Annotated in this window: 21 protein-coding genes; 12 read left to right on the top strand and 9 right to left on the bottom strand. The window is 70.0% G+C overall.

Annotation, left to right across the window (positions count from 1 at the left end; all coding sequences use genetic code 11):
• The first annotated feature begins 5 nt into the window (after positions 1-5).
• Complete coding sequence (locus tag L6241_RS14265; RefSeq protein WP_201464850.1) at positions 6-1,358, top strand: aspartate aminotransferase family protein; 1,353 nt, start codon at positions 6-8, stop codon at positions 1,356-1,358.
• Positions 1,359-1,376: 18 nt separating this feature from the next.
• Here L6241_RS14265 and L6241_RS14260 read toward each other — a convergent pair whose 3' ends face one another.
• A complete protein-coding gene (locus L6241_RS14260) occupies positions 1,377-1,571 on the bottom strand; it encodes a hypothetical protein (RefSeq protein ID WP_252975789.1) in 195 nt (64 codons plus the stop codon).
• Positions 1,572-1,658: 87 nt separating this feature from the next.
• A complete protein-coding gene (locus L6241_RS14255; RefSeq protein WP_368246804.1) occupies positions 1,659-2,957 on the bottom strand; it encodes an MFS transporter in 1,299 nt (432 codons plus the stop codon).
• A 110-nt stretch (positions 2,958-3,067) separates the two neighbouring features.
• Between L6241_RS14255 and aztD the strand changes: the two genes are divergently transcribed.
• Both aztD and L6241_RS14245 read left to right on the top strand, forming a co-directional pair.
• Positions 3,068-4,384, top strand: a complete 1,317-nt coding sequence (aztD, locus tag L6241_RS14250; protein ID WP_368246803.1) for a zinc metallochaperone AztD — start codon at positions 3,068-3,070, stop codon at positions 4,382-4,384.
• A gap of 34 nt (positions 4,385-4,418) precedes the next feature.
• Positions 4,419-4,706, top strand: coding sequence for an HGxxPAAW family protein (locus L6241_RS14245; RefSeq protein WP_068271697.1), 288 nt, complete (start codon positions 4,419-4,421; stop codon positions 4,704-4,706).
• A gap of 77 nt (positions 4,707-4,783) precedes the next feature.
• Here L6241_RS14245 and L6241_RS14240 read toward each other — a convergent pair whose 3' ends face one another.
• Positions 4,784-6,895 (bottom strand): NAD(+) synthase, encoded by a 2,112-nt coding sequence (locus L6241_RS14240; RefSeq protein ID WP_368246802.1) that lies wholly within the window; start codon positions 6,893-6,895, stop codon positions 4,784-4,786.
• A 144-nt stretch (positions 6,896-7,039) separates the two neighbouring features.
• Entirely contained in the window at positions 7,040-7,948 is a 909-nt protein-coding gene (locus L6241_RS14235; protein WP_368246801.1) for a hypothetical protein, read from the bottom strand.
• A gap of 107 nt (positions 7,949-8,055) precedes the next feature.
• Between L6241_RS14235 and L6241_RS14230 the strand changes: the two genes are divergently transcribed.
• From L6241_RS14230 to L6241_RS14200, 7 genes are all read left to right on the top strand, one after another.
• Positions 8,056-9,603 carry an N-6 DNA methylase gene (locus L6241_RS14230; RefSeq protein ID WP_368246800.1) on the top strand — a complete coding sequence of 516 codons (1,548 nt, stop codon included), beginning with the start codon at positions 8,056-8,058 and terminating at the stop codon, positions 9,601-9,603.
• Complete coding sequence (locus L6241_RS14225; RefSeq protein ID WP_368246799.1) at positions 9,600-10,724, top strand: restriction endonuclease subunit S; 1,125 nt, start codon at positions 9,600-9,602, stop codon at positions 10,722-10,724. Before L6241_RS14230 ends, L6241_RS14225 begins: the two co-directional genes overlap by 4 nt.
• Positions 10,724-11,641, top strand: coding sequence for a restriction endonuclease (locus L6241_RS14220; RefSeq protein WP_368246798.1), 918 nt, complete (start codon positions 10,724-10,726; stop codon positions 11,639-11,641). Before L6241_RS14225 ends, L6241_RS14220 begins: the two co-directional genes overlap by 1 nt.
• A 506-nt stretch (positions 11,642-12,147) precedes the next feature.
• On the top strand, positions 12,148-12,465 hold the full coding sequence (locus L6241_RS14215; protein ID WP_368246797.1) for a hypothetical protein: 318 nt from the start codon (positions 12,148-12,150) through the stop codon (positions 12,463-12,465).
• Positions 12,466-12,564: 99 nt separating this feature from the next.
• Positions 12,565-13,590: a Fic family protein gene (locus L6241_RS14210; protein ID WP_368246796.1), complete on the top strand. Its 1,026-nt coding sequence runs from the start codon at positions 12,565-12,567 to the stop codon at positions 13,588-13,590.
• Positions 13,587-16,970, top strand: coding sequence for a DEAD/DEAH box helicase family protein (locus tag L6241_RS14205; protein WP_368246795.1), 3,384 nt, complete (start codon positions 13,587-13,589; stop codon positions 16,968-16,970). Before L6241_RS14210 ends, L6241_RS14205 begins: the two co-directional genes overlap by 4 nt.
• A 162-nt stretch (positions 16,971-17,132) precedes the next feature.
• On the top strand, positions 17,133-18,479 hold the full coding sequence (locus L6241_RS14200; RefSeq protein ID WP_368246794.1) for a deoxyribodipyrimidine photo-lyase: 1,347 nt from the start codon (positions 17,133-17,135) through the stop codon (positions 18,477-18,479).
• Positions 18,480-18,488: 9 nt separating this feature from the next.
• Here the strand turns inward: L6241_RS14200 and L6241_RS14195 are convergent, their stop codons facing one another.
• A complete protein-coding gene (locus tag L6241_RS14195; RefSeq protein ID WP_354588768.1) occupies positions 18,489-19,394 on the bottom strand; it encodes a LysR family transcriptional regulator in 906 nt (301 codons plus the stop codon).
• Positions 19,395-19,477: 83 nt separating this feature from the next.
• Here L6241_RS14195 and L6241_RS14190 point away from each other — a divergent pair, with 83 nt between their 5' ends.
• Entirely contained in the window at positions 19,478-19,741 is a 264-nt protein-coding gene (locus L6241_RS14190; RefSeq protein ID WP_068271709.1) for a hypothetical protein, read from the top strand.
• An 85-nt stretch (positions 19,742-19,826) separates the two neighbouring features.
• Here the strand turns inward: L6241_RS14190 and ppdK are convergent, their stop codons facing one another.
• The 4 genes from ppdK to L6241_RS14170 form a co-directional block, all read right to left on the bottom strand.
• Entirely contained in the window at positions 19,827-22,547 is a 2,721-nt protein-coding gene (gene ppdK / locus L6241_RS14185) for a pyruvate, phosphate dikinase (protein ID WP_229300224.1), read from the bottom strand.
• Between the two features lie 156 nt (positions 22,548-22,703).
• Positions 22,704-23,756: an NAD(P)H-binding protein gene (locus L6241_RS14180; RefSeq protein ID WP_368246793.1), complete on the bottom strand. Its 1,053-nt coding sequence runs from the start codon at positions 23,754-23,756 to the stop codon at positions 22,704-22,706.
• Between the two features lie 60 nt (positions 23,757-23,816).
• Positions 23,817-24,326 carry a GNAT family N-acetyltransferase gene (locus L6241_RS14175; protein WP_229300225.1) on the bottom strand — a complete coding sequence of 170 codons (510 nt, stop codon included), beginning with the start codon at positions 24,324-24,326 and terminating at the stop codon, positions 23,817-23,819.
• A 4-nt stretch (positions 24,327-24,330) separates the two neighbouring features.
• The gene (locus tag L6241_RS14170; RefSeq protein WP_368246792.1) at positions 24,331-25,566 is read right to left on the bottom strand and encodes an MFS transporter; all 1,236 of its coding nucleotides are present in this window, start codon (positions 25,564-25,566) and stop codon (positions 24,331-24,333) included.
• A gap of 319 nt (positions 25,567-25,885) precedes the next feature.
• Here L6241_RS14170 and L6241_RS14165 point away from each other — a divergent pair, with 319 nt between their 5' ends.
• Positions 25,886-26,602 (top strand): hypothetical protein, encoded by a 717-nt coding sequence (locus tag L6241_RS14165; protein ID WP_368246791.1) that lies wholly within the window; start codon positions 25,886-25,888, stop codon positions 26,600-26,602.
• Positions 26,603-26,605 lie beyond the last annotated feature (3 nt).

The following is a 26,605-nucleotide window of genomic DNA, read 5'->3' as shown; positions in this document are numbered from 1 at the left end:
CGGTCATGAGCGATCTGCCGCAGCTGTCCGCCGAGAGGGTCCACGAGCTCGACCGCGCCCACGTCTTCCACTCCTGGTCGGCGCAGGCGCAGATCGACCCCCTGCCGATCGCCTCGGCGTCAGGGGTGCGCTTCACCGACTACGACGGTCGCGAGTTCCTCGACTTCTCGAGCCAGCTCGTCAACGTCAACATCGGCTACCAGCACCCCCGGCTCGTCGCGGCGATCCAGGAGCAGGTCGCCCGGATGGCTACTCTCGCGCCGGGATTCGCCTACGACATGCGGTCCGAGGCGGCGCGGATGATCGCCGAGCGCGCCCCCGGCGACCTCGACCACGTCTTCTTCACCAACGGCGGGGCCGAGGCCAACGAGAACGCCCTGCGGATGGCGCGCGTGCACACCGGCCGGCACAAGGTGCTCGCCGCCTACCGCAGCTATCACGGGGCCACCGCGGGGGCGATCGCCCTCACCGGTGACCCGCGCCGGTGGGCGAGCGAGCCGGGCATGCCCGGCGTCGTGCGCTACTGGGGACCGCACCTCTACCGCAGCGCCTTCCACGCGAGCACCCCGCAGGAGGAGTGCGAGCGCGCGCTCCAGCACCTGCGCGACCTCGTCGCGGTCGAGGGCCCGGGCACGATCGCCGCGATCATCCTCGAGAGCGTCGTCGGCACGAACGGCGTCCTCGTGCCGCCGGACGGCTACCTCGCCGGCGTGCGCGAGATCTGCGACGAGCACGGCATCGTCATGATCGCCGACGAGGTGATGAGCGGCTTCGCCCGCTGCGGCGAGTGGTTCGCCATCCAGCGCTGGGGCGTGACGCCCGACCTCATCACCTTCGCGAAGGGGGTGAACTCCGGGTACGTCCCCCTCGGCGGGGTGGTCGTCTCGCAGCGCATCCGCGACACCTTCGCCGACCGCCCCTACCCGGGTGGCCTGACCTACCAGGGCCACCCGCTCGCGTGCGCGAGCGCAGTCGCGTCGATGCGCATCTTCGAGGACGAAGGGGTGATCGAGCACAGCCGTCGGGTCGGCGAGGAGGTCATCGGGCCGGAGCTCGCCCGCATCGCCGAGCGCCACCCGAGCGTCGGCGAGATCCGGGGCATGGCGACCTTCTGGGCGCTCGAGCTCGTCCGCGACCCGAGCACCCGCGAGCCGCTCGTGCCCTACAACGCGACGGGCGACGCCGCGAAGCCGATGGCGGCCTTCGCCGCGGCCTGCAAGGAGCGGGGGCTGTGGCCCTTCGTGCACATGAACCGCACGCACGTCGTGCCGCCGTGCGTCATCTCCGACGAGGACGCACGGACCGGGCTGGCGATCCTCGACGAGGCGCTCGAGGTGGCGGACTCCTTCGTCGTCTGACGCACAGGTGGTGCCGGGTCAGGGCAGCAGGTGGGCCAGGACCCGGCGCACGGGTCCGGGCTCGTCGTGGTCGGTGACCGTCCAGGAGTGCCCGTCCGGGCAGGTGAGCGTGAGCTTCTCGTGGGCGCCGCTGGCGTCGAAGCGGCTGTCCGCGACGACGGACGCAGCATCGCCACCACAGGTGGGGCAGGGGCCGGCTGCGAGGATGTCCATCTCTCGACCGTGCCACGCAGGCCGCCGGGACCTCTCCACCCCTAGGGGTTGGTCCCGACCCGACGGCGCGGGTCCCCCTTCGCCGCCTCAGGCTGCGGCGACCTCGCGGTCCCCGTCCACCGCGCGGCGCGGGATCGTCCAGCACACGGCGGCGGCGAGCAGGCAGAGGACGGCAGCGGTCACCCACGCGTTCGCGTAGGTGCCGGTCGCCGTGCGGATCGCGCCCGCCACCCACGCGCCGGCGCCCGCCCCGACCATGTGGGCGGCGAAGACCCACCCGAAGACGACGCCCGAGCGCTGCAGCCCGAAGTGGGTGCGGCACAGCGCGACCGTGGGCGGCACGGTGGCCACCCAGTCGAGGCCGTAGAAGACGATGAAGACCCACATCCCCGGCTGCACGTGGGGAGCGAGGAGCGCGTCGATGGTCAGCAGGCTGAGGCCGCGCAGGGCGTAGTAGGCGCACAGGAGCAGGCGCGGGTCGACCTTGTCGGTGAGGTAGCCCGAGGCGATCGTGCCGACGACGTCGAAGATGCCGACGAGCGCGAGCAGCCCGGCGGCGGCCGTCGCGGGCATCCCGTGGTCGTGCGCGGCGGGCACGAGGTGGGTCTGGACGAGGCCGTTCGTCGACCACCCGCACACCCAGAAGGTCAGGGCCAGCGCCCAGAAGGCCCAGTGCCGAGAGGCCTGGCGCAGCACGCGCAGCGCGGTGACCGCGGGGTTCTCGCTCGGCGGGCCCGGGTCGGTGACGGCGTAGCCCTCGGCGACCCCGTAGGGCATGAGCCCGCGGTCGGACGGGCGGTCGGTGAGGAAGAGCCCGACGAGCACGGCGACGACGAGCGAGAGCGCCGCGACGATCCCCGCGGCAGCGCGCCACCCGAGCTCGGTCGCCGTCCACGCGATGACCGGCAGGAAGAGCAGCTGACCGGTCGCGTTGGCGGCGGAGAAGAGGCCGGTGACGAGCCCCCGGTGCGCGACGAACCACCGGTTGGCGACGATCGCGCCGAAGACGAGCGCCATGGCCCCCGTGCCCAGCCCGATGACGAAGCCCCACAGCAGCCACAGGTGCCACGGCGAGGTCATGACGAGGGTGGCGCCGCTGGCGAGGCCGACGACGACGAGCGCGGTCGTCACGGTCCGCCGGATGCCGAAACGCTCCATCACGGCAGCGGCGAAGGGGGCGGCGAGGCCGTAGAGGACGAGGTTGAGGCTCACCGCCCCGGAGGTCGTCGCGCGGTCCCAGCCGAACTCGCGCTCGATCGGCTCCATGAGCACACCGGTGCTCGAGCGGAAGGTCGCGGCCGCGACGAGGGCGAGCAGGGTCACGGCGGCGACCACCCAGGCGGGGTGGATCCGGCTGCGGGTCGCCGCTCGCTGCTGGGTCGTCACCCGGTCATGATGCCGCTCCTCCACGCTTCGTGCGACGGGGTGACCGCGGCTCGGTCCGCGCTCCCCTCCAGGTTGACATATGGTAATGCTACTGACAATCATTCTCAACTATGAGACGCCCCCTGACCCCCCTCGCCCCCACCCGACCGCTCCTCGCCAGCTCCGCCGCGCTCGCCGTCCTGCTCACCGCGGCGTGCGGCAGCAGCACCACGGGCAGCGCCGACGCCGAGCCCGCTGCCACTCCCTCCGCCTCCCCGGTCCCGCGGGCCGAGGAGGTCTCGACCGCCGTCGGCACGCCCTCGGGCGAGACGACCGAGGAGGGGCGGCGCGCCTCACGCATCGCCGTCACCCACGACGGAGGGGTCGTCGTGCTCGACGCGACGGACCTCACCCTGCTCGGCGAGTTCCCCGTCGAGGGCTACGCCCGGCTCAACCCCGCCGGCGACGAGCGCCACCTCTTCGTCACCGAGGGCGACGGCTTCCGCCTCCTCGACCTCGGCGGGTACTCGCTGCCGCACGGCGACCACGACCACCACCACGCGACGACCCCGACGTTGACCGACCTGCGCTACCCGGCGAAGCACCCCGGCCACGTCGTCGTGCACGACGGCCGCACGGTCCTCTACGGCGACGGTGACGGCCAGGTGCGGTCGATCGACCCGGAGGACCTGCGCGACGGGCCGACCGCCCTGCCGAAGGGGCGCATGTGGACCGAGCGCAGCCCCCACCACGGCGTCGCGGTCGAGCGCGAGGACGGCTCGGTGATCACGACCGTCGGCGACGAGGAGTCGCGATCTGGTGCGGCGATCCGCGACGCGAAGGGGCGCACCGTCGCCTCGTCGGACGAGTGCCCCGGCGTCCACGGCGAGGCCGCGGCGCAGGACGGGGTCGTCGTCCTCGGTTGCGAGGACGGCCTGCTCGTCGTCGACGGCGACGAGATCACGAAGGTCGACTCGCCCGACGACTACGGCCGGATCGGCAACCAGGCCGGTCACGACGAGTCCCCCTTCGTCCTCGGCGACTACAAGTCCGACCCCGACGCCGAGCTCGAGCGGCCGACGAAGGTCAGCATCACCGACACCCGGGACGCGTCGCTGCGTCTCGTCGACCTGCCGGCGAGCTACTCCTTCCGCTCGCTGGGTCGTGGGCCGCAGGGCGAGGCGCTCGTTCTCGGCACCGACGGCAAGCTGCACGTCATCGACCCCGAGTCGGGCGAGATCACCCGCTCGACGCAGGTGGTCGACGCGTGGGAGGAGCCGACGGAGTGGCAGGAGGCCCGCCCGACCCTGCACGTCCAGGACGAGACGGCCTACGTCACAGACCCGGGCTCGAAGACCCTGCACATGGTCGACATCGCCAGCGGCGAGGTGATCCGCTCCGGTGTCCTGCCGGTCGTGCCGGACGAGGTCGACGGGACCCGGGGCTGAGCATGACCGGTCGGGCTCGTGGGAGGATGCGGCCATGAGTCACGCCAAGCTCTCCGCACGCCCCACCGGTCCCCACGCGGCCGAGGACCTCGGTCACGGCTACAACATCGCCACCTGGGCCGCCGTCGCGGTCTGCCTCGTGGGCTTCACCATCGGCACCATCGGTGTGGTGCTCCTCGAGTGGTGGCTGCTCGTCGTCGGCCTCGTCATCGCCGTGCTCTCGCTGGCCGTCGGCCGCGTGCTCTCGCTGATGGGCTTCGGCTCGTACTCCCGCGGGGAGGGCGACTCGCCCGAGGGCAAGGACGCGCTCGGCATCAAGTAGCCGACCCGCACCTCTGCTCGACGAGACCCCCAGCACGCCGCGCGCGCCGGGGGTTCGTCGTGCCGTGGTGCGGCAGGTCAGGAGTGCGGCACGCCGTCCTCGACGTCGGCGAGCCACCGCCGGGCCTCGCTGTCGCTCGGCATCCGCCAGTCACCGCGCGGCGAGAGCGTGCCGCCGGGCACGACCTTCGGGCCGTTGGGCAGCGCCGAGCGCTTGAACTGGTTGTCGAAGAAGCGCTGGACGAAGACGAGCAGCCACCGTCGGATCGTCGCGAGCTCGTAGGCGACCCGCTCGGCCTCGGGCACCGAGCTCGGCCACTCGCCGCGCCCGGCGTCGGCCCACGCGTGCTCGGCGAGGAAGGCGATCTTGCTCGGCCGGTAGCCGCGGCGCAGCACGTGGTAGAGCGTGAAGTCCTGCAGCGAGTACGGCCCGATCTTGTCCTGGGTCGACTGCGGGCGCTCGCCGTCCTTGCTCGGCACCAGCTCGGGGGAGATCTCGGTGTCGAGCACGGACAGCAGCGTCTCCGAGGCGGACTCCTCGAGCTGGCCGGAGCCGGCGACCCAGCGCACGAGGTGCTGCATGAGGGTCTTGGGCACCCCGGCGTTGACGCCGTAGTGCGACATCTGGTCGCCGACGCCGTAGGTGCACCACCCGAGCGCGAGCTCGGAGAGGTCGCCCGTGCCGAGGACGAGCCCGCCGCGCTGGTTGGCGATGCGGAAGAGGTAGTCGGTGCGCAGCCCCGCCTGGACGTTCTCGAAGGTGACGTCGAAGACCTCGTCGTCCATCTCCTCGACGGGCGTGCCGGCCTGCGCGGCCTCGCCGAAGGGGTGGCCCATCCCCTCGAGCATCTGCGTCGCCGCCGGGCGGATGTCGAGCTCCTCCCACGTGATGCCGAGGGTCTCCATGAGCGCGATGGCGTTGGTCTTCGTGCGGTCCGAGGTCGCGAAGCCTGGCATCGTGATGCCGATGACGTCGGTGCGCGGCCGCTCGAGGCGGTCCATCGCCTTGACCGCGACGATGAGCGCGTGGGTCGAGTCGAGCCCGCCGCTGACGCCGATGACGATCTTCGGCGCCCAGGTCTGGCTCGTCATCGAGCGCAGCCGCTGCTCGAGCCCGCTCACCTGGATGTTGTAGGCCTCGTAGCAGTCGAGGGCGAGGCGCTCCTCGTCGTCGGGGACGAAGGGGTAGCGGTCCAGCGGGCGCAGCAGCCCGAGGTCGCCGGCCGGCGGGTCCAGGGTGACGTGCAGCTCGCGGTACTGGCGCGGCGAGACGCCGAGCGCGACGGCGTTGTCGTCGAAGGAGCCCTGGCGCATCCGCTCCTGGCGCAGCCGGTCGACGTCGACGTCGACCGTGGTGCGCCTGGGTCCGGCGGGGAAGCGCTCGGACTGGCCGAGCAGCTCGCCCATCTCGTAGACCATCGTCTGCCCGTCCCACGACAGGTCGGTGCTCGACTCCCCTTCGCTCGCCGCCGCGTAGAGGTAGGCGGCGGTGCAGCGCATCGAGGCCGACCGGGCGAGGAGGTGACGGTCCTCTGCGCGGGCCACGGTGATCGGCGAGGCGGAGAGGTTGAGCAGCACCGTCGCCCCGGCGAGCGAGGCCTCGTGGCTCGGCGCGATCGGCACCCAGAGGTCCTCGCACACCTCGACGTGGACGACGAGGCCGGGCACGTCGTCGACGTGGACCATGAGGTCGGTGCCGAAGGGGGCGTCGCGCAGCGCGTCGGCCCCGGGCCACGTCGGGCGGAAGGTCTCGCCGACGACGCCCGCGCCCTGTGCGAACCACCGCTTCTCGTAGAACTCGCGGTAGTTGGGCAGGTAGGACTTCGGGGCGATGCCGAGGACCTCGCCGTCGTGGAGGACGACGGCGCAGTTGTAGACCCGGTTGCCGTGGCGAAGGGGGGCGCCGACCGCGAAGACCGGACGCAGGCCCGCGGTGGCCCGGGCGAGCTGGTCGATCGCGGCCTCGGTGTCGCGCAGGAGGACGTCCTGGAGAAAGAGGTCGTCGAGCGAGTACGCGGTGAGCCCGAGCTCGGGGAAGACCGCGACGGCGACGCCCTCGTCGTGCAGCTCGCGCACGATCGCGCCGACCGCGTCGGCGTTGGCGAAGGGGTCGGCCTGCGTCACCGGCATCGTGCACGCCGCCACCCGAGCGAACCCGTGCGTGTAGATGTTGCGGAAGTCGCGAGTCATGGCCTCACCCTATGGCTCGCGCCCTCGGTGGTTGAGGTGCGAGGAGCTCTGCGACGAGCCTCGAAACACGTCCCCCTGATGGTCGAGGTGCGACGCAAAAGCCTAGAACCACGAACACCAACAGCGACGGCGTCACCGGGGTGATCAACGCGTAGTAATCGACTCGATCTGCCCCACCTGCAGGTCCTGATACCACGAGTGCGCCCACCCGCCGCTGACAAGCCCGATGACGACGGCCGCGAGCAGGGTTGCAGCAACGGTGCCTTTGCCCACGTCCTTGAACCGGGAGGTGCGCTCGATGAGCTTCCCGTTGGTCGGGCCCTTCGGGAAGTTGTGGAGAGCGATCCACCCGGAGAGCTCTCGTGCGCGCTGCCACACGAGGAGCGCAGCGAGGACGACGGCAGCGATCTGCAGGGTGACGAAGATGAAACCCTCCCAGCCAAGGATCTGGAGGATCTCCCCACGGTGGGCCAGCAGGACGTTCCAACGCTCCGACATGCCGGTGGTGAAGTTCGGGTAGCGGCTGGCGACGTCACCGTCGATCCGGGCGAAGCTGATGTCGCTCCCCGGCCCGCCATCGAGCGTCCACCAGGCGGCGACCAGCAGTGCGGCGGACGAGATGAGGACGGCGATCGTCGTGGCCACGCGCGGGCCGGGGGCGCCTCGAGTCATGGAGCCCGTCCAGATGGCCATGACCATCAGTCCGACGGCCGAGCCCACGAAGGCCCAGACGACGAAGGGCCAGACGAAGATGTACGCCAGCACGAGAACCGCGACTGCCATGAGGACCCCGGCTACGGGGACCCACCACTCGTCCTCCGGCCCCGGCTCCGACGACGACTGCTGAGCGCGATGCGGAGCGGGCAGGTGCTGGTAGATGACCTCGAGCTGGGTCGTCGACTGGTCGAGCGTCTGCCGGATGGTGTTGTGGCTCCCGTGGACCGCCATCTGCTGCACGGCCGGGGGAGATCCCCCACCCATGCGACGCACGATGAAGGGCGCGAGCACGGCGCTGATGAGGCTGACGGCCAGGCTGACGATGTGATCTGACATGGTCTACCCCTGCGGGTCGGAGCGCTGTCTGGTGCAGCGCAGCCGGACAACCTACGACTCGCGACCGACAGCGCGAGGCACCCTTGCGACGCGGCTACCCTGGCGCGGTGATCACCGGTGAGCTCAAGAGCAAGGTCGACACCCTTTGGAACGCCTTCTGGTCGGGTGGCATCTCCAACCCGCTCGAGGTGATCGAGCAGATCACCTACCTGCTCTTCATCAGGCGCCTCGACGACCTGCAGACCCTCAAGGAGGGACAGGCCCGCTTCAACGGCGGGGTGATCGACGAGCCGATCTTCAAGCCCGGCCAGGCCCACCTGCGCTGGACGCGTCTCAAGAACGCCTCGGCGACAGATGCGCATGCGACGATGTCGCGCGAGGTCTTTCCCTTCCTCCAGAACCTCGGTGGAGAGGGCTCGACCTACTCCGGTCACATGAGGGACGCCCGGTATACGATCCCGACCCCGGCGCTGCTGTCGAAGGTCGTGGACCTCATCGACGCAATCCCGATGGAGAAGCGGGACACGAACGGTGATCTCTACGAGTACCTGCTGTCGAAGATTGCCTCGGCCGGCACGAATGGTCAGTTCCGCACCCCGCGTCACATCATCGATCTCATGGTCGCCATGCTCGCCCCGACGCCGGCGGACGAGATCTGCGACCCGGCATGCGGCACGGGCGGCTTCCTCGTCGCGGCGTCCGAGTACATCCGGGAGCATCACTCGTCCGCACTGACCGACGCGAGACAACGTGAGCACTTCCACCGCAGCATGTTCCACGGATACGACTTCGACTCGACGATGCTGCGCATCGGGAGCATGAACATGCTCATGCACGGCATCGAGGCGCCGGACATCCGGTACAGGGACTCACTGTCCGACGGCGCGAGTGGTGACGCCGAAAAATACACGATGATCCTCGCGAACCCTCCCTTTGCCGGCTCGCTCGACTACGAGGCTATGGCGCCGGATCTCAAGAAGGTCGTGACGACGAAGAAGACGGAGCTGCTCTTCCTCGCGCTCTTCCTCCGTCTTCTCAAGACCGGTGGGCGCGCCGCGGTCATCGTCCCTGACGGTGTGCTCTTCGGGTCGACGAAGGCGCACAAGTCGCTTCGAAAGATGCTCGTCGAGGACCAGAAGCTCGACGCCGTCGTCAAGCTCCCATCCGGTGTCTTCAAGCCGTACGCGGGTGTCTCTACCGCGATCCTCTTCTTCACCAAGACCGAGTCCGGCGGCACGGACGACGTGTGGTTCTACGACGTGCAGGCCGACGGCTTCACTCTGGACGACAAGCGCAACCCCACACAGGCAAACGACCTCCCCGACGTCCTTGCCCGCTGGGCGAATGTGGTTGCTGAGCGAGTCGCCAGGCCGGCCGTGGTGGATGAAGAGAGCTCTCCCTCGGTGGTTAAGGTGCGAGGAACGGGCCTCGAGACCACCATCACCGAGCACTCGCGGGCGAGGACCGATCAGTCCTTCCTCGTCCCGAAGGCTGACATCGTCGCCCAGGACTACGACCTCTCGATCAACCGGTACAAGGAGGTCGTCCACGACGACGTCGAGCACCGGGATCCGCTGACGATCATCGCGGACATCGAGGCTCTCGATGACGAGATCCGCCGGGGTCATGAGGAGCTCAAGGCGATGCTGACGTGAAAACAGCCGCGTTTGGTGACGTCTTGAGGCTTTCGTATGGGAAGGCCCTGAAGCAAGCAGATCGATCTGGTGGTGGTCCAATTCCGGTCGTGGGCTCCGGTGGAATTGTCGGGTGGCATGAGACGGGCCTCACTCCAGGGCCAACGGTCGTAGTCGGTCGTAAGGGGAGTATTGGCAGCGTCACCTGGGTCGACGGCCCAGCCTGGCCGATTGACACGGCCTACTTCGTCGAGTCGATCGGCGAAGGGGTGCACCTGCGGTGGACGTACTGGTTGCTCCAATCGCTGGGCCTGAACGGCATGAACAAGTCAGCGGCCGTGCCGGGTCTGAACCGTGAGGACGTCTATCGGCTGACGATCCCCCTCCCTCCTCTGGAAGAGCAGCGGCGGATCGCGGCAATCCTCGACCACGCCGACGCTCTGCGCGCGAAGCGCCGTCAGATTCTTGCCCATCTCGACTCGCTCCCCTTTGCTATTTTAAGAAGCGCATTGGGCCAGCTGGCGGGCCGGAGTGTCACTCCTCGACCTGCTGCAGGTCAGCCAGCTGGATTCACCTGGGTGAAGCTGACGGACGTGGCTAGATTGGCCACGGGACACACTCCCGATCGGAAGCGTCCCGAGTACTGGTCGGGAGACATCTCTTGGTTGTCCCTGCCCGAGATTCGCGCACTGGACGGACAGGTCGTGGAGCGGACTGCGTTCCAAGTAGCGCAGGCCGGGATAGATGCCTCCTCGGCGGTGGTCCTACCCGCGGGGACCGTTTGCTTCTCACGCACCGCGTCACTCGGATTCGTGACGCTTATGGGCGCCCCCATGGCAACTTCTCAAGATTTTCACAATTGGGTACCTGGTCCTAGATTGCATCCCGAGTATCTCATGGCGGCCCTGCGATCTTCTCGGAACCACCTTATTGCGGGCAGCGACGGGTCAACGCATCGTACGATCTATCAGCGTGCTGCGCAGAAGTTTCACATCCTCTTGCCATCTCGAGAGACTCAAAATGAAATCGCCGTCTTCTCGAAGTGTCTGCGCGAACAGCGCACGCAGGCTCAGCAATCGGTGGCCGCACACGACGAGCTATTCGCTTCCCTGCAGGCCCGTGCGTTCCGCGGGGAGCTCTGATGGTCGCCATGCCCGCATGGGACCACTTCATGGTCCCGATGCTTGATCTGCTTTCCGACGGCCAGGCCCGCCCGCTACGCGAGATCCGAGATCGACTCATGGAGTCCACCCTCACCGACGACCAAGGGGCCGAGAGGCTCCCTTCGGGCCAGCCGAAGGCGGACAACCGGATCGGGTGGGCCGCTTCATACCTCTCCCGCGTCGGTGCGGTCGAGCGGCCCACCCGCGGGCAGTACACGATCTCCGACGTCGGTCAAAGAATGCTCCATGAGCACCCGACCGGGATCAGTGAGCGCGAGCTGCGCGCGTACGCCCAGCCCGGCGATACGTGGTGGGCTAGCACGTCAGCCGGACCAACCCCTTCGCCCAGCCCTATCCTCGTCATCGAGGAGAGCGAGCCGCTGGACCCGATCGAGCAGATCGAGACAGGCATCGCTCGTGTCCACGAGACCGTTGCCGCTGATTTGCTCAGGCGACTTCACGGGAACCAGCCGGCCTTCTTCGAGCAGGCTGTCCTCGACCTGCTCATGGCGATGGGCTACGGCGGCACGGAGGGGCGCGCCACTCGCACCCAGCTCGTCGGCGACGGTGGCATCGACGGGATCGTCGACCAGGACGCGCTCGGGCTGAGCCGCATCTACGTCCAGGCCAAGCGATATGCGCTCGACTCCGCCGTGGGGCGTCCAGAGATCCAGGGTTTCGTCGGTGCGCTCCACGGCAATCAGGCCAATCAAGGCGTCTTCATCACCACGGGGCGCTTCAGCTCGGGCGCTCGGAGCTACGCCGAGACCATCCCGACGCGTGTCGTCCTCATAGGCGGCGCCAGGCTCGCAACGCTGATGATCCGATACGGCGTCGGCGTCCAGGTGCGTCGGACCGTCCAGATCGTCGAGGTGGACGAGGACTTCTTCGAGTGAGCCATTACCGGAGCGGTCATTGGCGACGGGGGCGAAATGGCAAGCGCCACTGGGTCTCGGGTCACAGCGTCAATCGCTACGGGGGGACGGGATCAAGGTTCGTCCGTCCTTCGTGGACGTACCGCACGAACGTCAGCGCCTGGGCCGCCCCGAACGCCACGTGTCCGGTATGCGGCGCCAGGGTCTTCTACTACCGCGATCCGAGGACGGGCGGCGGTGCCTACTTCGATCGGATGGGCGTCCCGTGGCCCAAGCACCCGTGCATGGACGCTGCGCAACAGGTGACCCCTCCACGTATTCCGCCGGCTGCGACTGCTCCACGGATGACCTGGTCGAGCTCGAGTCCGGCATACCCGCCGCCGGCGTGGGCTCCGGCTCCGCTGCACGGGACGACCCAACGGCTGGGGCAGCGACGGCTCTCCGAGATCGGTCCATCGACCACGGCTGCGTTGCAAACACTGCGTCCGTGGGTGCTGTGGGCGATAGTGACAGCGACCTTCGAGCTCGTGGCCCTCTTCCTCCTGATGGTGGCAGTGGTCGGGCCTGACACGCCTCGTGCGGAGATCGTCGCCTTCATCTGGCTGTGGGTCCTCCCGATAGCGAGTCTCGCCGTTGCGGCGGTGGCGACCGTGGCGACGCGTTGGCGAGCCCTGATGGACCTGAGGCTGCTCGACGTGGCGATCGCCTTCGCCGCCGCTCAGGGGTTTGCTGTTGCCGGGCTCGTGGGTCACGGTCTCAGCTGCGGCCTCGGGCTGAATGTGCTCGGAGTCGTATGGATCGGGGTGCTCCTGCACATCGTCCGGTCCCCGCAGACTCGAAGTTGATCAGTTCAATTGGGTACCCGTATGGGTGATCAACTGACACACTTTGTTCAGTTCAATTGACCTTCGGTATCGGTGATCAACTGTGCGGGGTGAGCGGTCATGGCGAGAGGGCGGCCCAGCAGGGCGACGGTCTACGCGCGGCTGGACACCGCCGTCGCCGAGCTCCGCGACAGGCTCGGCGGTCTCCCTTCGCCGAAGGAGGCGGAGTACGTCTGGGCCGACATCTGGCACCTAGAGGCTCACCACTCGACGGCGATCGAGGGCAACACCCTCGTCCTGCGCGAGGTCGAGACCTTGCTCGAGAGCGGCCGTACTGTCGGCGCCAAGCCACTCAAGGAGTACTTGGAGGTCCAGGGATACGGCGACGCCTCCCGCTGGGTCTACGGCCAGGCCATCGAGCCGGGGGACTGGAGCACCGGCGCTCTCATCTCGATCGCCGAGGTGCGCCGGATCCACGAGATGGTCATGGCGCCGGTGTGGCAGGTCTCGCCCCACGAAGAGGCAACTGGTCGCGAGGGCCCCGGCATGTTCCGCGAGCACGACATCCACCCTTTCGACGGAGGCATGACTCCGCCCGCGTGGCCGCTCGTACCCGCGAAGGTCCAGGACTGGATAGACCTCGTATCTGCGCGCAGTGGAGGGCTGATCGGGCCTTCCCACGACGGAGCTCCCCTGCCCGAGACAATCGCAGAGATTCACAGCGCCTTCGAGGGTGTCCATCCCTTCATCGACGGCAACGGACGCACGGGTCGACTCGTGCTCAACCTCCTGCTCGTGCGCATCGGGCTGCCACCCGTCGTCATCCTCAAGCAGCAGCGTCCGGCCTACCTGACCGCCTTGCAGAAGAGCGACGACGGTGACCATGGACCGCTAGGGGAGATCCTGGCCAGGGGGATGTACGACAACCTCAACCGCTTCATCCTTCCCAACATCGCAGGACCGGCGCGGATGGTGCCCCTGCCGGCACTGGTCGACGAGCAGTTCACGCTCCCCGCCCTGCGACAGGCCGCACGACGTGGTCGACTTGACGCCATACAGGCATCCGACGGGACGTGGCGAACCAGCCGCAAGGCCGTCGAGGAGTACGCCCGGTCGCGCGGGCGCAGGGGGCAAGGGGACCGTTGAGCAACTTCAACTTCGTCAAGGCCGAGTGGCCGAGCATCTACGCCGACTGCGCGCGTGCTGAGTCCTACCTCGTCGGCGACCCTCGGACCGCGTGCTTCTACTCCCGGCGGGCCGTCGAAGGGGTCGTGGGCCATCTCTACGACCTGCTCGACCTCACCACGCCGTACAAGGATGACCTTGCGGCCCGGACGAACGACCCCGCCTTCAAGGCGACAACCGGCCCGGCGATCACGCAGAAGCTCAACCTCATCCGCAAGCTCGGCAACGCCGCCGTCCACGACACCGTGGACATCCCCCCGCACGCCGCGCTGACCTCCCTTCGCGAGCTGCATCACGTGGTTGTCTGGGCCGCGTTCCGCTACTCGACCGTCCCCGACGCCGTCCCGACCGGCACCGAGTTCGACCCCGCCGTCGCGCAGAGGCTCGCACCCCTCTCGCGAGACGAGCTCGTCCAGCTCGCCGCGAAGGTCAGGGCCGAGGACGAGGCGCATGCTGCTGCCCTGGAGGCGAAGGACGAGCTCGCCGCGGCCAAGGACGCGGAGATCGAGCGGCTCAAGGTGCAGATCGCGACTGCCCAGGCTGCCAAGGCCAAGACGGTCGACGACCACGACTACGACGAGGCCCAGACCCGGACCGACATCATCGACGTGATGCTTCGCGAGGCGGGGTGGCCCCTCGCCGACCCTCAGGACCGCGAGTACGAGGTCAGCGGCATGCCCAACGCCTCCGGCCAGGGCTTCGTGGACTACGTCCTGTGGGGTCGCGACGGCCTCCCTCTCGCCGTGGTCGAGGCCAAGCGCACGACCGAGGCTGCCGAGATCGGCCAGCAGCAGGCCAAGCTCTACGCCGACTGCCTGGAGGCCACCTTCGGGCGGCGCCCGGTGATCTTCTACACGAATGGCCATCAGCAGTGGCTGTGGGACGACGCCGCCGGCTACCCACCGCGCAAGGTCAACGGCTTCTTCACGCGTGACGAGCTGGAGCTCATGGTCCAGCGGCGCATCAGCCGTCGGCCGCTGACTTCCGAGCCGGTGAGCTCTGAGGTCGCTGGGCGGCCCTACCAGGTCCGCGCGATCAAGGCGGTCGGCGACGCCTTCGACCGCAAGCAGCGCGAGGCGCTGCTCGTCATGGCTACCGGCTCGGGCAAGACCCGCACGGTCATCGCTCTCGCCCAGCAGCTCATGGCCGCGGGCTGGGTCAAGAGGGTCCTCTTCCTGGCCGACCGCACCGCCCTGGTCAACCAGGCGGCGCGCGCCTTCACCGAGCACCTCCCCGAGGTCGCGACGGTCAACCTCGTGACCGAGCGAAGAGGGGAGGGTCGCGTCTACGTCTCGACGTACCCGACGATGATGAATCTCATCAACGAGCTGAGCGACGACCCCGACCCGTCGGTCGTCAAGCGGAAGTTCGGGCCCGGGTACTTCGACCTCGTCGTCATCGACGAGGCGCATCGCTCGGTATATGCCAAGTACGGAGCGATCTTCGACTGGTTCGACGGGCTGCTCGTCGGTCTCACCGCGACACCGAAGGACGAGGTCGACCACAACACCTATCGGCTTTTCCAGCTGGAGGACGGAGTGCCGACCGACGCCTACAGCCTGGACGAGGCCGTCGCCGACGGCCATCTCGTCCCGCCGAAGGGGGTCTCCGTCGGCACGAAGTTCCTCCGTCAGGGGATCAGGTACGACGACCTGAGCGAGGAGGAGAAGGACCAGTGGGACCTCCTCGACTGGGGCGACGACGGCGCGCCGACAGAGGTGGGGGCTGAGGAGATCAACCGCTTCCTCTTCAACGAGGACACCGTCGACAAGGTGCTCGCCACCCTCATGCAGGACGGGTACAAGGTGGCGGGCGGTGACCGGCTAGGCAAGACGATCGTCTTCGCGAAGAGCCAGGCTCACGCCGACTTCATCCAGCAGCGCTTCGACATCGCCTGGCCCGAGCACGGCGGGCAGTTCGCCCGGACGATCACGCACGGCAACGCATACGCGCAGAGCCTCATCGACGACTTCTCGACCGCCGGCAAGGCGCCGCACATCGCGATCTCGGTCGACATGCTCGACACGGGCATCGACGTCCCCGAGGTCGTCAACCTCGTCTTCTTCAAGGTCGTCCGCTCCAAGAGCAAGTTCTGGCAGATGATCGGTCGCGGCACCCGCCTGTGCCCCGACCTCTACGGTCCGGGACAGGACAAGCAGGACTTCCTCGTCTTCGATTTCTGCGGCAACCTCGAGTTCTTCGGCCAGGACCTGCCGTCGAGCGAGGGCTCGACCCAGAAGTCCCTGGCTCAGCGGCTGTTCGAGCACCGGGTCGCCCTGATCACCGCCCTCGACACGGCGAAGGGGGACGACTCCCTTCGCGCCTCGGCCGCTGACGTGCTGCACGGCGTGGTGGCCGGGATGAACCTCGACAACTTCCTCGTCCGCCCGCACCGGGAGTGGGTGGAGCGGTACGGTGGCCGCTCAACATGGGACTCTCTCACCCCCGTGGAGGCCGGTGACGTCGTTGAGCAGCTCGCCGGTCTCCCCTCGTCGGTCCGCGACGACGACGAAGGGGCCAAGCGCTTCGACCTCGTCGTCCTCAGGCGTCAGCTCGCCCAGCTCGAGGGGAATTCGGTGCTCGCAGAGCGCATGCGCGAGGCGGTGCAAGAGATCGCGCTGGCCCTGCTCGGCAAGACGGCTGTCCCGTCCGTCGCCGCTCGGGCGGAGCTCCTCGAGGAGGTCGCCGGCGACGAGTGGTGGGTCGACGTGACGCTGCAGAGGCTCGAGCAGGCGCGGGTCAAGCTGCGCGGCCTTGTACGTCTGGTCGAGAGGTCAAGGCGCAACCCCGTGTACACGGACTTCGAGGACGAGCTGGGGGAGGCGTCCGAGGTGCCCCTGCCCGGGACCTCGCCGGGCACGAACCCGGAGCGCTTCAGAGCGAAGGCTGCTGCGTACCTGCGTGAGCACGAAAGCCACGTCGCGCTCCAGCGGCTCCGACGCAACCGGCAGCTGACCGAGGACGACCTCTCGGCGCTCGAGGAGATGCTGCTGGCTAGCGGGGCCGGGGCTGCGGCAGATGTGGAGCGCGCGGCCGAGGAGGCTCGCGGGCTAGGCCTCTTCGTACGCTCGCTCGTCGGACTCGACCGGGAGGCGGCAATGGAGGCGTTCGGGGCCTACCTGGACGCGTCGCGGTTCGACATCCACCAGGTGCGCTTCGTACAGCTCATCGTCGAGGAGCTGACGGCCAACGGCGTGATGACGCCGGGTCGTCTCTTCGAGTCGCCATACACCGACCACGCACCGACCGGCCCCGACGGCCTCTTCGATGGTGGGGATGTCGACGAGATCGTCGAGATTCTTCGCGCGGTCGAGTCGAGGGCGCAACCGGTCGGAGCGTAGGCCGCTCGCGCGCGGGGTTCGATGGTCTCGAGGCTCGGGCGCTGCGCGCCCGTCGCACCTCGACCAGCGAAGGGGGCCTGCACGCCCGTCGCACCTCGACCAGCGAGCGGAAGGCTGGACGCGAGGAGCCTCGGTGACGGCGGGCGGCCGTAGCGTGGCGGGGTGAGCACCTCGATCCTCTGGCTGCGCCGCGACCTCCGTCTGCACGACCACCCGGCGCTCGCCGCGGCGCACGCCGACGGGGGAGAGGTCATGCCGGTCTTCGTGCTCGACCCCGACCTCCTGGCGAAGGCCGGCGAGGTCCGCACCGCCGCCCTCGTCGAGGTCCTCCGCGCGACCGACGAGTCCTACGACGGTCATCTCGTCCTCCAGGAGGGTGACCCGGCGGAGGTCCTGCGCCGCCTGGCCACGAAGGTCGGGGCGACGCGCGTGCACATCTCGCGTGAGACCGAGCCGTGGGGCGCCGAGCGTGACGAGCGCGTCCGCGAGGCCCTGGCGCAGGACGACGTCGAGCTCGTCGAGACCGGCACCCCCTACGTCCTGGGTCCCGGCACCGTCCTCAACGGCAGCGGCAATCCCTACAAGGTCTTCACCCCCTTCGCCAAGGCCTGGCGCGACCACGACCACCCCAAGCCCTGCCCCGTCCCCGACGACCTCCGGCTCACCCGGGGCGGCGTCGACTCGGTCGACCCGCCGCAGGTCGAGGCGCCCGTCGAGCTGCCCCCTCTCGGCGAGGAGGCCGCGATGCAGCGGTGGGCAGACTTCCTCGACGAGGACGTCGCCGGCTACGACGACGGCCGCGACCAGCCGGCGCTCGACTCGACCTCACGCATGTCGGTGCACCTCAAGTGGGGCGTGGTCCACCCGCGCACCCTGCTCGCCGACCTCGCCCCCCGGCGGGGCGAGGGCGTGCACACGTACGTCACCGAGCTCGCGTGGCGCGAGTTCTACGGCGACGTCCTGCACCACAACCCGCACTCGGCGACCCGCGACCTCACCGACTCCCTCGCCGGGCTGCGCTACGACGACCTCGACGACGAGACCTTCTCGGCCTGGGCGGAGGGGCGCACGGGCTACCCCTTCGTCGACGCCGGGATGCGCCAGCTCCTCGAGCAGGGGTGGATGCACAACCGGCTGCGGATGGTCACGGCGAGCTTCCTCACCAAGGACCTCCACTGCTGGTGGCCACGGGGTGCCGCGTGGTTCATGGACCACCTCGTCGACGGCGACGTCGCGAGCAACCAGCACGGCTGGCAGTGGGTGGCCGGCACCGGCACCGACGCCTCGCCGTACTTCCGGGTCTTCAACCCGGTGACCCAGGGCGAGCGCTTCGACCCGAAGGGGGACTACGTGCGGCGGTGGGTGCCCGAGCTCGCGCACATCCCGGGCAAGGCCGTCCACCAGCCGTGGTCTCACGACGAGGGCTACGACCACGACTACCCGAAGCGGCTCGTCGACCACGCCGAGGAGCGCAAGGAGGCCCTCGACCGGCTCGAGGAGACTCGCTGACCGGTGTCGTCAGCCGCGGGGCGCGGGCTTCGTCGCGATCTCGCGCAGCAGCTCGACGGCCCGCGCAGCCGCGGGGTTGGCGCGGGCGACCGGTGCGGTGAGCGCGACGATGTCGCGCGTCGGGACCGGTCGGGTCAGGCGCACCCGCCGGACACCCGTGGGCAGACGCGTGCGGCTCGCGAGGTCCGGGATCACGGCGATCCCGACGCCCGCGGCGACGAAGGCTGCCGCCGTGTAGTGGTCCTGCGCCTCGACGGTGTACCGCGGGCGGAAGCCGGCCGCCGCGCACGCCCGGGCGATGAGCGACTCGGTGACACCGGCGGAGATGTCGCTGCTGATCCACGACTCCTCGGCGAGCTCGATCATCGGCACGCTGCGGCGACGCGCGAGACGGTGGTCCTGGGGGAGCAGGGCGACGAAGGGGTCGGACGTCAGCGGGGTGATCGAGTAGCCGGGCCGCAGCGTCTCGCGCGGGTCGTCGGGCACGACGTCGATGTCGACGGGCGGGGACTCCCCGGTGGGGTAGCCCTCGGTGAGGATCATCTCGAGGACGAGGTCGGGCATCTCCGACTGCAGCCGACGGGCGATCCTCGGCAGCCACAGCGACCCGACCGAGGCGAAGTAGCCGATCGACAGCGACCCGGTGTTGCCCTCGCGCAGGTCGGTGATGACCGACTCGAGCCGCTTGACCTCCGACATGAGCGGCTCGCTCTCGGCGGCGAGGGTGCGGCCGGCCGCCGTCGGCTCGACCCCGCGGCCCACGCGCTCGAGCAGCGAGAGCCCGGTCTGCTTCTGCAGGGCGGTCATGTGCTGGCTCACGGCGCTGCCCGTCATGCCGAGCAGGTCGGCCGCGGCGCTGATCGACCCGTTGGCGACGACGGAGCGGAAGATGCGCAGCCGGTGGACGTCGATCACGCCGCTCAACTTATCAGTGATGCTTAACGATCGAGTAGCGGAAGCAACTTGTGGTTAGTAGATGACGGCGCAACCATAGATCCATGACCAACTGGCTGAGCACCGTCCTGACCCGCCGTCCCTCCTCCTCGCGCCACGTCGGCGCCGGCTTCGACGCCGACATGATGCGCATGGCCCACGAGCTGTCCCTCATGGCCCAGCAGAGCCCGAAGTCCGGCTCGCACTCCCGCACCTCCTCGGACCGGATCGCGACCTCCCGCGAGGGCGTCACCGAGTCCTACAAGGTCTACCCGAGCGCCGTGCGCCGGATGCCGGACCGCTACCACCCCACCCTCTCCACGCGCTGACCTCGACCGCCAGCCCGGTCGCACGCCGAAGGGCCCGCCCCCAGCAGGGGGCGGGCCCTTCGTCATGCGCCTCGCGGCGCCCAGGTCACGCGGTGCTCGACCCGACGCCGTTCATCGCCGCGGCACGGCCGGCCTCGAGCCGGGCGACGGGGACGCGGAAGGGCGAGCAGCTGACGTAGTCGAGGCCCACCTCGTGGAAGAAGTGGATCGACTCCGGGTCACCGCCGTGCTCGCCGCAGACACCGGTCTTCAGGCTCGGCTTCGTCTTGCGACCGCCCGCGACGCCCTGCCGGACGAGCTCGCCGACGCCGATGCCGTCGAGGGTCTCGAAGGGGGAGACCGCGAGCACGCCGTTCTCCATGTACGTCGTGAAGAACTCCGTCTCCACGTCGTCGCGCGAGAAGCCCCACGTCGTCTGGGTGAGGTCGTTGGTGCCGAAGGAGAAGAAGTCCGCCTCGTGGGCGATCCGCTCCGCCGTGAGCGCCGCGCGCGGCAGCTCGATCATGCAGCCGATCGGCAGGTCGAGGGTCACGCCCGCGGCCTCCCCGACCTCCTGGAGGATCTCCAGGCCCTGCTCGCGCACGAGGTGCAGCTCACGACGCGAGCCGATGAGCGGCACCATGATCTCGGGCTGCGGGTCCTTGCCCTGGCCGCGCAGCTCGACGACCGCCTCGGCGATCGCGCGGATCTGCAGGGCGAAGAGGCCGGGGTACTTCAGGCCCAGGCGCACGCCGCGCAGGCCGAGCATCGGGTTCTGCTCGTGGGTCGCGCGGACCGCCTCGAGCAGGACCTTGTCGCGCTCGAGCTCGGGGCCCTCCTCGCCACGGGCCTTCGCGAGCTCGACCTTGACGGTGAGCTCGGTGAGGTCGGGGAGGAACTCGTGCAGCGGCGGGTCGATGAGCCGGATCGTCGCGGGCAGGCCGTCCATGACGGTGAGCAGCTCGACGAAGTCGGCCCGCTGGAGCGGAAGCAGCTCGGCCATGACGCTCGCGCGGGCCTCGTCGTCCTCGGCGAGGATGACGCGCTCGATGTACTCGCGGCGCTCGCCGAGGAACTGGTGCTCCGTGCGGCACAGGCCGATGCCCTCGGCGCCGCGGTCGCGGGCGCGCTGGGCGTCCTCGCCGGTGTCGGCGTTGGTGCGCACGCGCAGCCGGCGACGGGCATCGGCGTGCCGGAGCAGACGGTCGACGGCCGCGACGAGCTCGCGGGTGTCGTCGTCCTCGGCCTTGGCCTGGGCAGCCTCGAGGCCGTCGGCGATGTAGGTCATCACCGGCGAGTCGATGACGTCGACCGCGCCGAGGTAGATCTGGCCGGTCTTGCCGTCGATGGAGATGACGTCGCCCTCGGAGACGACGGTCTCGCCGACCGTGATCGTCTTCTTCGCGACGTCGATCTGCAGGTCCTCGGCGCCGACGACGGCGCACATGCCCATGCCGCGGGCGACGACCGCGGCATGCGAGGTCTTGCCGCCACGGGCGGTGAGCACGCCCTGCGCGGCGATCATGCCGGGCAGGTCCTCGGGCGAGGTCTCGCGACGCACGAGGACGACGTCCACGCCTTCGGCCGCCTTGGCCGTGGCCGAGGCGTTGTCGAAGGCGACGGCACCGACCGCGGCGCCGGGGGAGGCCCCCATGCCGGTCGCGAGGAGCTGGCGCACCGCGTCCTTGTCGAACTGCGGGAAGAGCAGGTTGGTCAGCTGCTCACCGGTGACCCGCTCGAGCGCCTCGTCCATGGTGATGAGCTGCTCGTCGACGAGCTGGGTGGCGACGCGGAAGGCGGCGGCCGCCGTGCGCTTGCCGACACGGGTCTGCAGCATCCACAGCTTGCCGCGCTCGATGGTGAACTCGATGTCGCACAGGTCGCGGTAGTGCGTCTCGAGGCGGCGCATCGCCGAGCGCAGCTCGCGGTAGGCGTCGCGGTCGCGCTCCTTGAGGTCCGACAGGGCCAGGGTGTTGCGGATGCCGGCGACGACGTCCTCGCCCTGGGCGTTCGGCAGGTAGTCGCCGTACACGCCGGAGTGGCCGGAGGAGGGGTCGCGGGTGAAGCACACGCCCGTGCCGGAGGTCTCGCCGAGGTTGCCGAAGACCATGGCCTGGACGTTGACCGCGGTGCCGAGGTCGTCCGGGATGCGCTCACGACGGCGGTAGAGCATCGCGCGCTCGGTGTTCCAGCTGCGGAAGACGGCCTCGATGGCCATGTCGAGCTGCTTGCGCGGGGTCTGCGGGAAGGGCTTGCCCGTCGCGTCCTCGACGATCGCCTTGTACTCCTTGACGAGGGTGCGCAGCTGCTCGACGTCGAGCTCGACGTCGGAGGTCACCCCGGCCTCGGACTTGCGGGCGTCGAGCGCCTCGGAGAAGAGCTCGGAGTCGATGTCGAGCACCGTCTTGCCGAACATCTGGATGAGGCGGCGGTAGGAGTCCCAGGCGAAGCGCTCGTCACCGGCGAAGTCGGCGAGCGCGTGCACGGTGTCGTCGTTGAGACCGACGTTGAGGACGGTCTCCATCATCCCCGGCATGGAGAACTTCGCGCCCGAGCGCACGGAGAGCAGGAGCGGCTCCTCGCTGTCGCCGAGGGTGCGGTCGATGTGGTCCTCGACCTCGCGCAGCCGTCGGGTCACCTCGACCCGGACCTCCGGCGGGACCTTGCCCTCGCTGAGGTAGGCGCGGCACGCATCCGTGGAGATGGTGAAGCCGGGCGGGACGGGCAGACCGAGCTTGACCATCTCGGCGAGGTTGGCACCCTTGCCGCCGAGGAGGTCCTTCTGGTCCTTGTCGCCGTCGCTGAACATGTACACGTACTGCGTCATCGCTGCTCCTCGCCGTCCGGGCGCGTCGACGCGCCCGAGGATCCCTGGGGTTGGCTCATGGTGGCAGACACGAGCGGCAGTGCCGCCTCGGGGTTCCGACTGGCGGGACGGACAGGTGTGCGAAGGGGGACAGCCGGTTCCCCGGCAGCGCGAGGGTCAGGTGCCGCGCACCCGGTCCACCGCGCCGCGCACGGCGTCGGCGGAGCGGGCGAGGACAGAGGCGTCGGTGTCGCCCCCGGACGACCAGGACGGGTCCTGCGGCAGCGGTCCCATCGGGTCGGCCTGCTCCGGGTCGTCGGCGGACTCGACGCGCGGGTCGGCGAGGGAGCGACGGATCGCGTCGTCCAGCGGCACGAGCTCGTACCCCGCGGGGAGGAGGTCCCGGCGGACGTCGTCCTCGGCGGCGACCATGTCGTGGTGCAGGCTCTGGACGAGCGCCTTGACCGTCGGGGAGGGCACGTCGGTCAGGGCCGCGACGAGCGAGCCGACGAGATCGGTGGGCAGCAGCGGGACCTCGACCTGGGGTCGGGAGAGCCCGGCGATCGCGGCGTAGCGGTCGAGCAGACCGGCGTAGGACAGCGCCTCAGGGCCGCCGACGTCGTAGTGCCGGCTGGGTCCGGGGGCGTCCAGCGCGCCGACGAGCGCCTCGATGACGTCGACGACGGCGACGGGCTGGACCTGCGTGTCCATCCAGCTCGGCACGGTCTGCACCGGCACCCTCTCGCTCACCTGGCGGATGATCTCGAAGGACGTCGAGGCGCTGCCGACGAGCACGGCGGCCCGCAGGGTGATGACGACCGCCGAGCTGCGCCCGAGGATCTCCTCCACCTCGAGGCGAGAGGACACGTGGGCGCTGAGGTCGTCGTGGTCGACCTCGGGCACGATCCCGGACAGGTAGACGACCCGCTGGACGCCGTGGGCGTCGACCGCCGTCGCGACGTGCTGCGCGGCCGCACGGTCCGTGTCCTCGAAGTCGCCGCCGTCCATGCCGTGCACGAGGTAGTAGACGGCCTCGACCCCGCGGACCGCCGCGTCGACGGAGCGCTCGTCGGCGATGTCCATCTCGACGACCTCGACGCGGTCGCCCCACCACGGCGCGGGCCTGTCGAGGTCTCGGGTCGTCGTGCGCACCTCGTGCCCCTCTGCGAGGAGCCGGGGGACGAGTCGCCCTCCGACGTAGCCGGTGGCGCCGGTGACCAGGACCTTCACAGATGTGCTCCTCGCAGGGCCCGGTGGGGCCACGTCGTCGAGAGGTCGACGCTACCCGCGTCAGCCCTCCGCGAGGCCGGCGAGCGCGTCGCCGGTGAGACGCTGCGTCGTCCACTCGTCCTGCGGGAGTGCACCGACCGCGCGGTAGAAGGCGATCGACGGCTCGTTCCAGTCCAGGACGGTCCACTCCAGGCGGGGGTAGCCGCGCTCGCGGCAGACCTGGGCGAGCGTGCGCAGCAGCGCCAGGCCGAGGCCCGACCCGCGCTGGTCGGGCTCGACGTAGAGGTCCTCGAGCCAGATGCCGTTGCGGCCGGTCCACGTCGAGAAGGTGAGGAACCACAGGGCCATGCCGACCACCCTTCGCCCCTGCGGCCCGTCGACCTCGGCGACGTGGCAGAAGGCGGTGGGTGCCCCGTCGGCGGGGAAGAGAGCCGCGGAGAGGGACTCGACGGTTGCCTCGACGGCGTCCGGCTCGCGCTCGTAGACGGCGAGCTCGGTGATGAGCCGCAGGATGTCGGGGACGTCGGCGACGGTCGCCTCTCGGACGGGGGCGCTGGTCGAGGTGCTCATGGGCTCAGCCTGCCGTGCGGGGCGCGACCTGCGCGCGGGTGTCCCGGCGGTGGGCGAGCAGGGACAGGCCGAGGACGAGCAGGCCCGCGGTGGCGAGCAGGGCGCCGACGGCGCTCGGGGCGCGCCAGCCGTAGCCCGCTGCGACGACGAGACCGCCGAGCCAGGCGCCGAGCGCGTTGGCGGTGTTGAGGGCGGCGTGGTTGCCCGCGGCGCCGAGGGTGCGCGCCGACCCGGCGACGGCCATGAGCCGCAGCTGCAGCGAGAGGACGAAGACCGAGGCGCTCGCGGAGGCGAGGAAGACCGCGCACGCGACGAGCACGACGGAGCCGGCCGACAGCGCCACGAGGAGCAGGGCGACGGCGAGGGAGAGGGCCGACCCGGCGACGGTGCGCAGCACCGAGCGGTCCGCGAGCCGTCCGCCGGCGATCGTGCCGATGACCCCGGCGACACCGAAGACGAGGAGGTAGAGCGGCACGCTCGACGCGCTCACGCCGGTCTCCTCGCGCAGCATCGGCGAGATGTAGCTGTACATCGAGAACATGCCGCCGAAGCCGATGGCGCCGACGAGGAGCGTGAGCCACACCTGCAGCGAGCGGAAGGCGCGCAGCTCGGTCCGCACGCTCGCCCCCTCCTCGGGGGCGAAGTAGGGCAGCGTGAGCAGGACGAGGACGGCCGTGACGAGCCCGACGGCGGTGACGCCCCAGTACGCGCTGCGCCACCCGAGCTCCTGCCCCATCCACGTCGAGACGGGCACGCCGACGACGGTGGCGAAGGGGATGCCGAGCATGATCTGGCTCACCGCGCGCCCGCCGCGGCCGGGGGCGGCGAGGTCGACGGCGACGATCGAGGCGACGGCGAAGAAGGCGCCGTGCGGCAGCCCGGCGAGCATCCGGGCGCCGAAGAGCACGGGATAGCTCGTCGCGAGCGCGCTCAGGGTGTTGCCGACGACGAAGGCGGCCATGAGCGCGACGAGCATCGCGCGCCGCGGGACGCGCGTGCCGAGGACGGCGATGGTGGGGGCACCGACGACGACCCCGATCGCGTAGGCGGAGATCGTGTGGCCGGCCTCGGGGATGCTCACCCCGATCCCCTCGGCGATCTCGGGCAGCAGCCCCATGGTGACGAACTCGGTCGTCCCGATGGCGAAGCCGCCGAGGACGAGGGCGGTCATCGCGGCGCGGTGGGCGGTCGGTCCGAGGGCGGGGGGCGAAGGGGGAGCCGGGGGTGCAGCGGTCGTCACCGCAAGATTCTCCCCCCTCGCGAGGTGCGCGGCGAAACCGTCTCGGGCCGGCGCCGGCGCCACCTGCTCGTGACGGGTGGGTATTTCTCCCCATCGACGGTGCCACCTGCACCTCCATAGCGTGGGTGCAGCGCCCCACGGGGGAGGCGCCGCGCCCGAGGCGGGACCAGCAGGGGAGGTCCCGCCTCGTGGTGTGCCCCCCTTCGCCGGTCGAGAGGGTGAGCCCCCGCACGCAGGCCCGTGCCGACGCTGGGCAGACGCGCGAATACCGCTGGTCCGTGGGGTCATCCGCGGCTTGCGCTGTGCCACGATTACCCGCATGTCACACAACGCAGGGGGCCCCTCTGGCCCGAACGTCCCTCCGCCCCCCGGTCAGGGTCCCGGCGGTTCCTACGGCGGCCCGCAGGGCCCCGGCGGCCCTGGTGGTCCGGGTCAGCCCTACGGCGCCCCGCAGGGTGGCGCCCCCCAGAAGAAGAGCAAGACCGGCCTCATCGCCGGGATCGCGGGCGGCATCGCCCTGATCCTCGTGCTGTGCTGCGTCGGCGGCTTCTTCCTCTCCCGCGGTGACGACGACGAGTCCAGCTCGTCGAGCACGAGCGCCGCCTCGACGAGCGAGAGCACCTCAGAGACCTCCTCGGAGAGCCCCAGCGAGTCCGAGACCTCCTCGGAGACCCCGAGCGAGACGAGCAGCGACACCGGCTCCGGCTCCGGCGGCGACATCAGCCTCCCCTCCGAGTTCGACGGCTGGAAGAAGGTCGACACCAGCGTCAGCGCGCCGGCCGGCGGCCAGGTCGGTGCCTACACGAAGGGGCCCGAGGCCCTCTCGATCGTCACCATGGGCGAGAGCGCGGGCGTCATGGACAGCTTCGAGGGTCTGTGGTCGAACGAGGAGAAGGTCGGGGACGCGTCCTGCGGCAAGTACTCGAACCAGACCCAGTGCGCGAAGGTGCAGGACGGCAACATCATCCTCATCACGCACAGCGGTGACGCGAAGACCACGGCCGGCTACCTGGACGACTTCATCGCCGCCCTCTGACCG

The sequence above is a fragment of the Janibacter sp. Y6 genome (genome assembly GCF_040900765.1).
GTDB lineage: Bacteria > Actinomycetota > Actinomycetes > Actinomycetales > Dermatophilaceae > Marihabitans > Marihabitans melonis.
This window is presented reverse-complemented; position numbering and strand designations above follow the sequence as displayed.

Bases quoted from the DNA above. Each gene is read 5' to 3' on its own strand.
- L6241_RS14265 (WP_201464850.1), top strand. From the start codon at position 6: ATGAGCGATCTGCCGCAGCTGTCCGCCGAGAGGGTCCACGAGCTCGAC.
- L6241_RS14260 (WP_252975789.1), bottom strand. From the start codon at position 1,571: ATGGACATCCTCGCAGCCGGCCCCTGCCCCACCTGTGGTGGCGATGCT.
- aztD (WP_368246803.1), top strand. From the start codon at position 3,068: ATGAGACGCCCCCTGACCCCCCTCGCCCCCACCCGACCGCTCCTCGCC.
- L6241_RS14245 (WP_068271697.1), top strand. From the start codon at position 4,419: ATGAGTCACGCCAAGCTCTCCGCACGCCCCACCGGTCCCCACGCGGCC.
- L6241_RS14240 (WP_368246802.1), bottom strand. From the start codon at position 6,895: ATGACTCGCGACTTCCGCAACATCTACACGCACGGGTTCGCTCGGGTG.
- L6241_RS14235 (WP_368246801.1), bottom strand. From the start codon at position 7,948: ATGTCAGATCACATCGTCAGCCTGGCCGTCAGCCTCATCAGCGCCGTG.
- L6241_RS14220 (WP_368246798.1), top strand. From the start codon at position 10,724: ATGGTCGCCATGCCCGCATGGGACCACTTCATGGTCCCGATGCTTGAT.
- L6241_RS14210 (WP_368246796.1), top strand. From the start codon at position 12,565: ATGGCGAGAGGGCGGCCCAGCAGGGCGACGGTCTACGCGCGGCTGGAC.
- L6241_RS14190 (WP_068271709.1), top strand. From the start codon at position 19,478: ATGACCAACTGGCTGAGCACCGTCCTGACCCGCCGTCCCTCCTCCTCG.
- ppdK (WP_229300224.1), bottom strand. From the start codon at position 22,547: ATGACGCAGTACGTGTACATGTTCAGCGACGGCGACAAGGACCAGAAG.
- L6241_RS14175 (WP_229300225.1), bottom strand. From the start codon at position 24,326: ATGAGCACCTCGACCAGCGCCCCCGTCCGAGAGGCGACCGTCGCCGAC.
- L6241_RS14165 (WP_368246791.1), top strand. From the start codon at position 25,886: ATGTCACACAACGCAGGGGGCCCCTCTGGCCCGAACGTCCCTCCGCCC.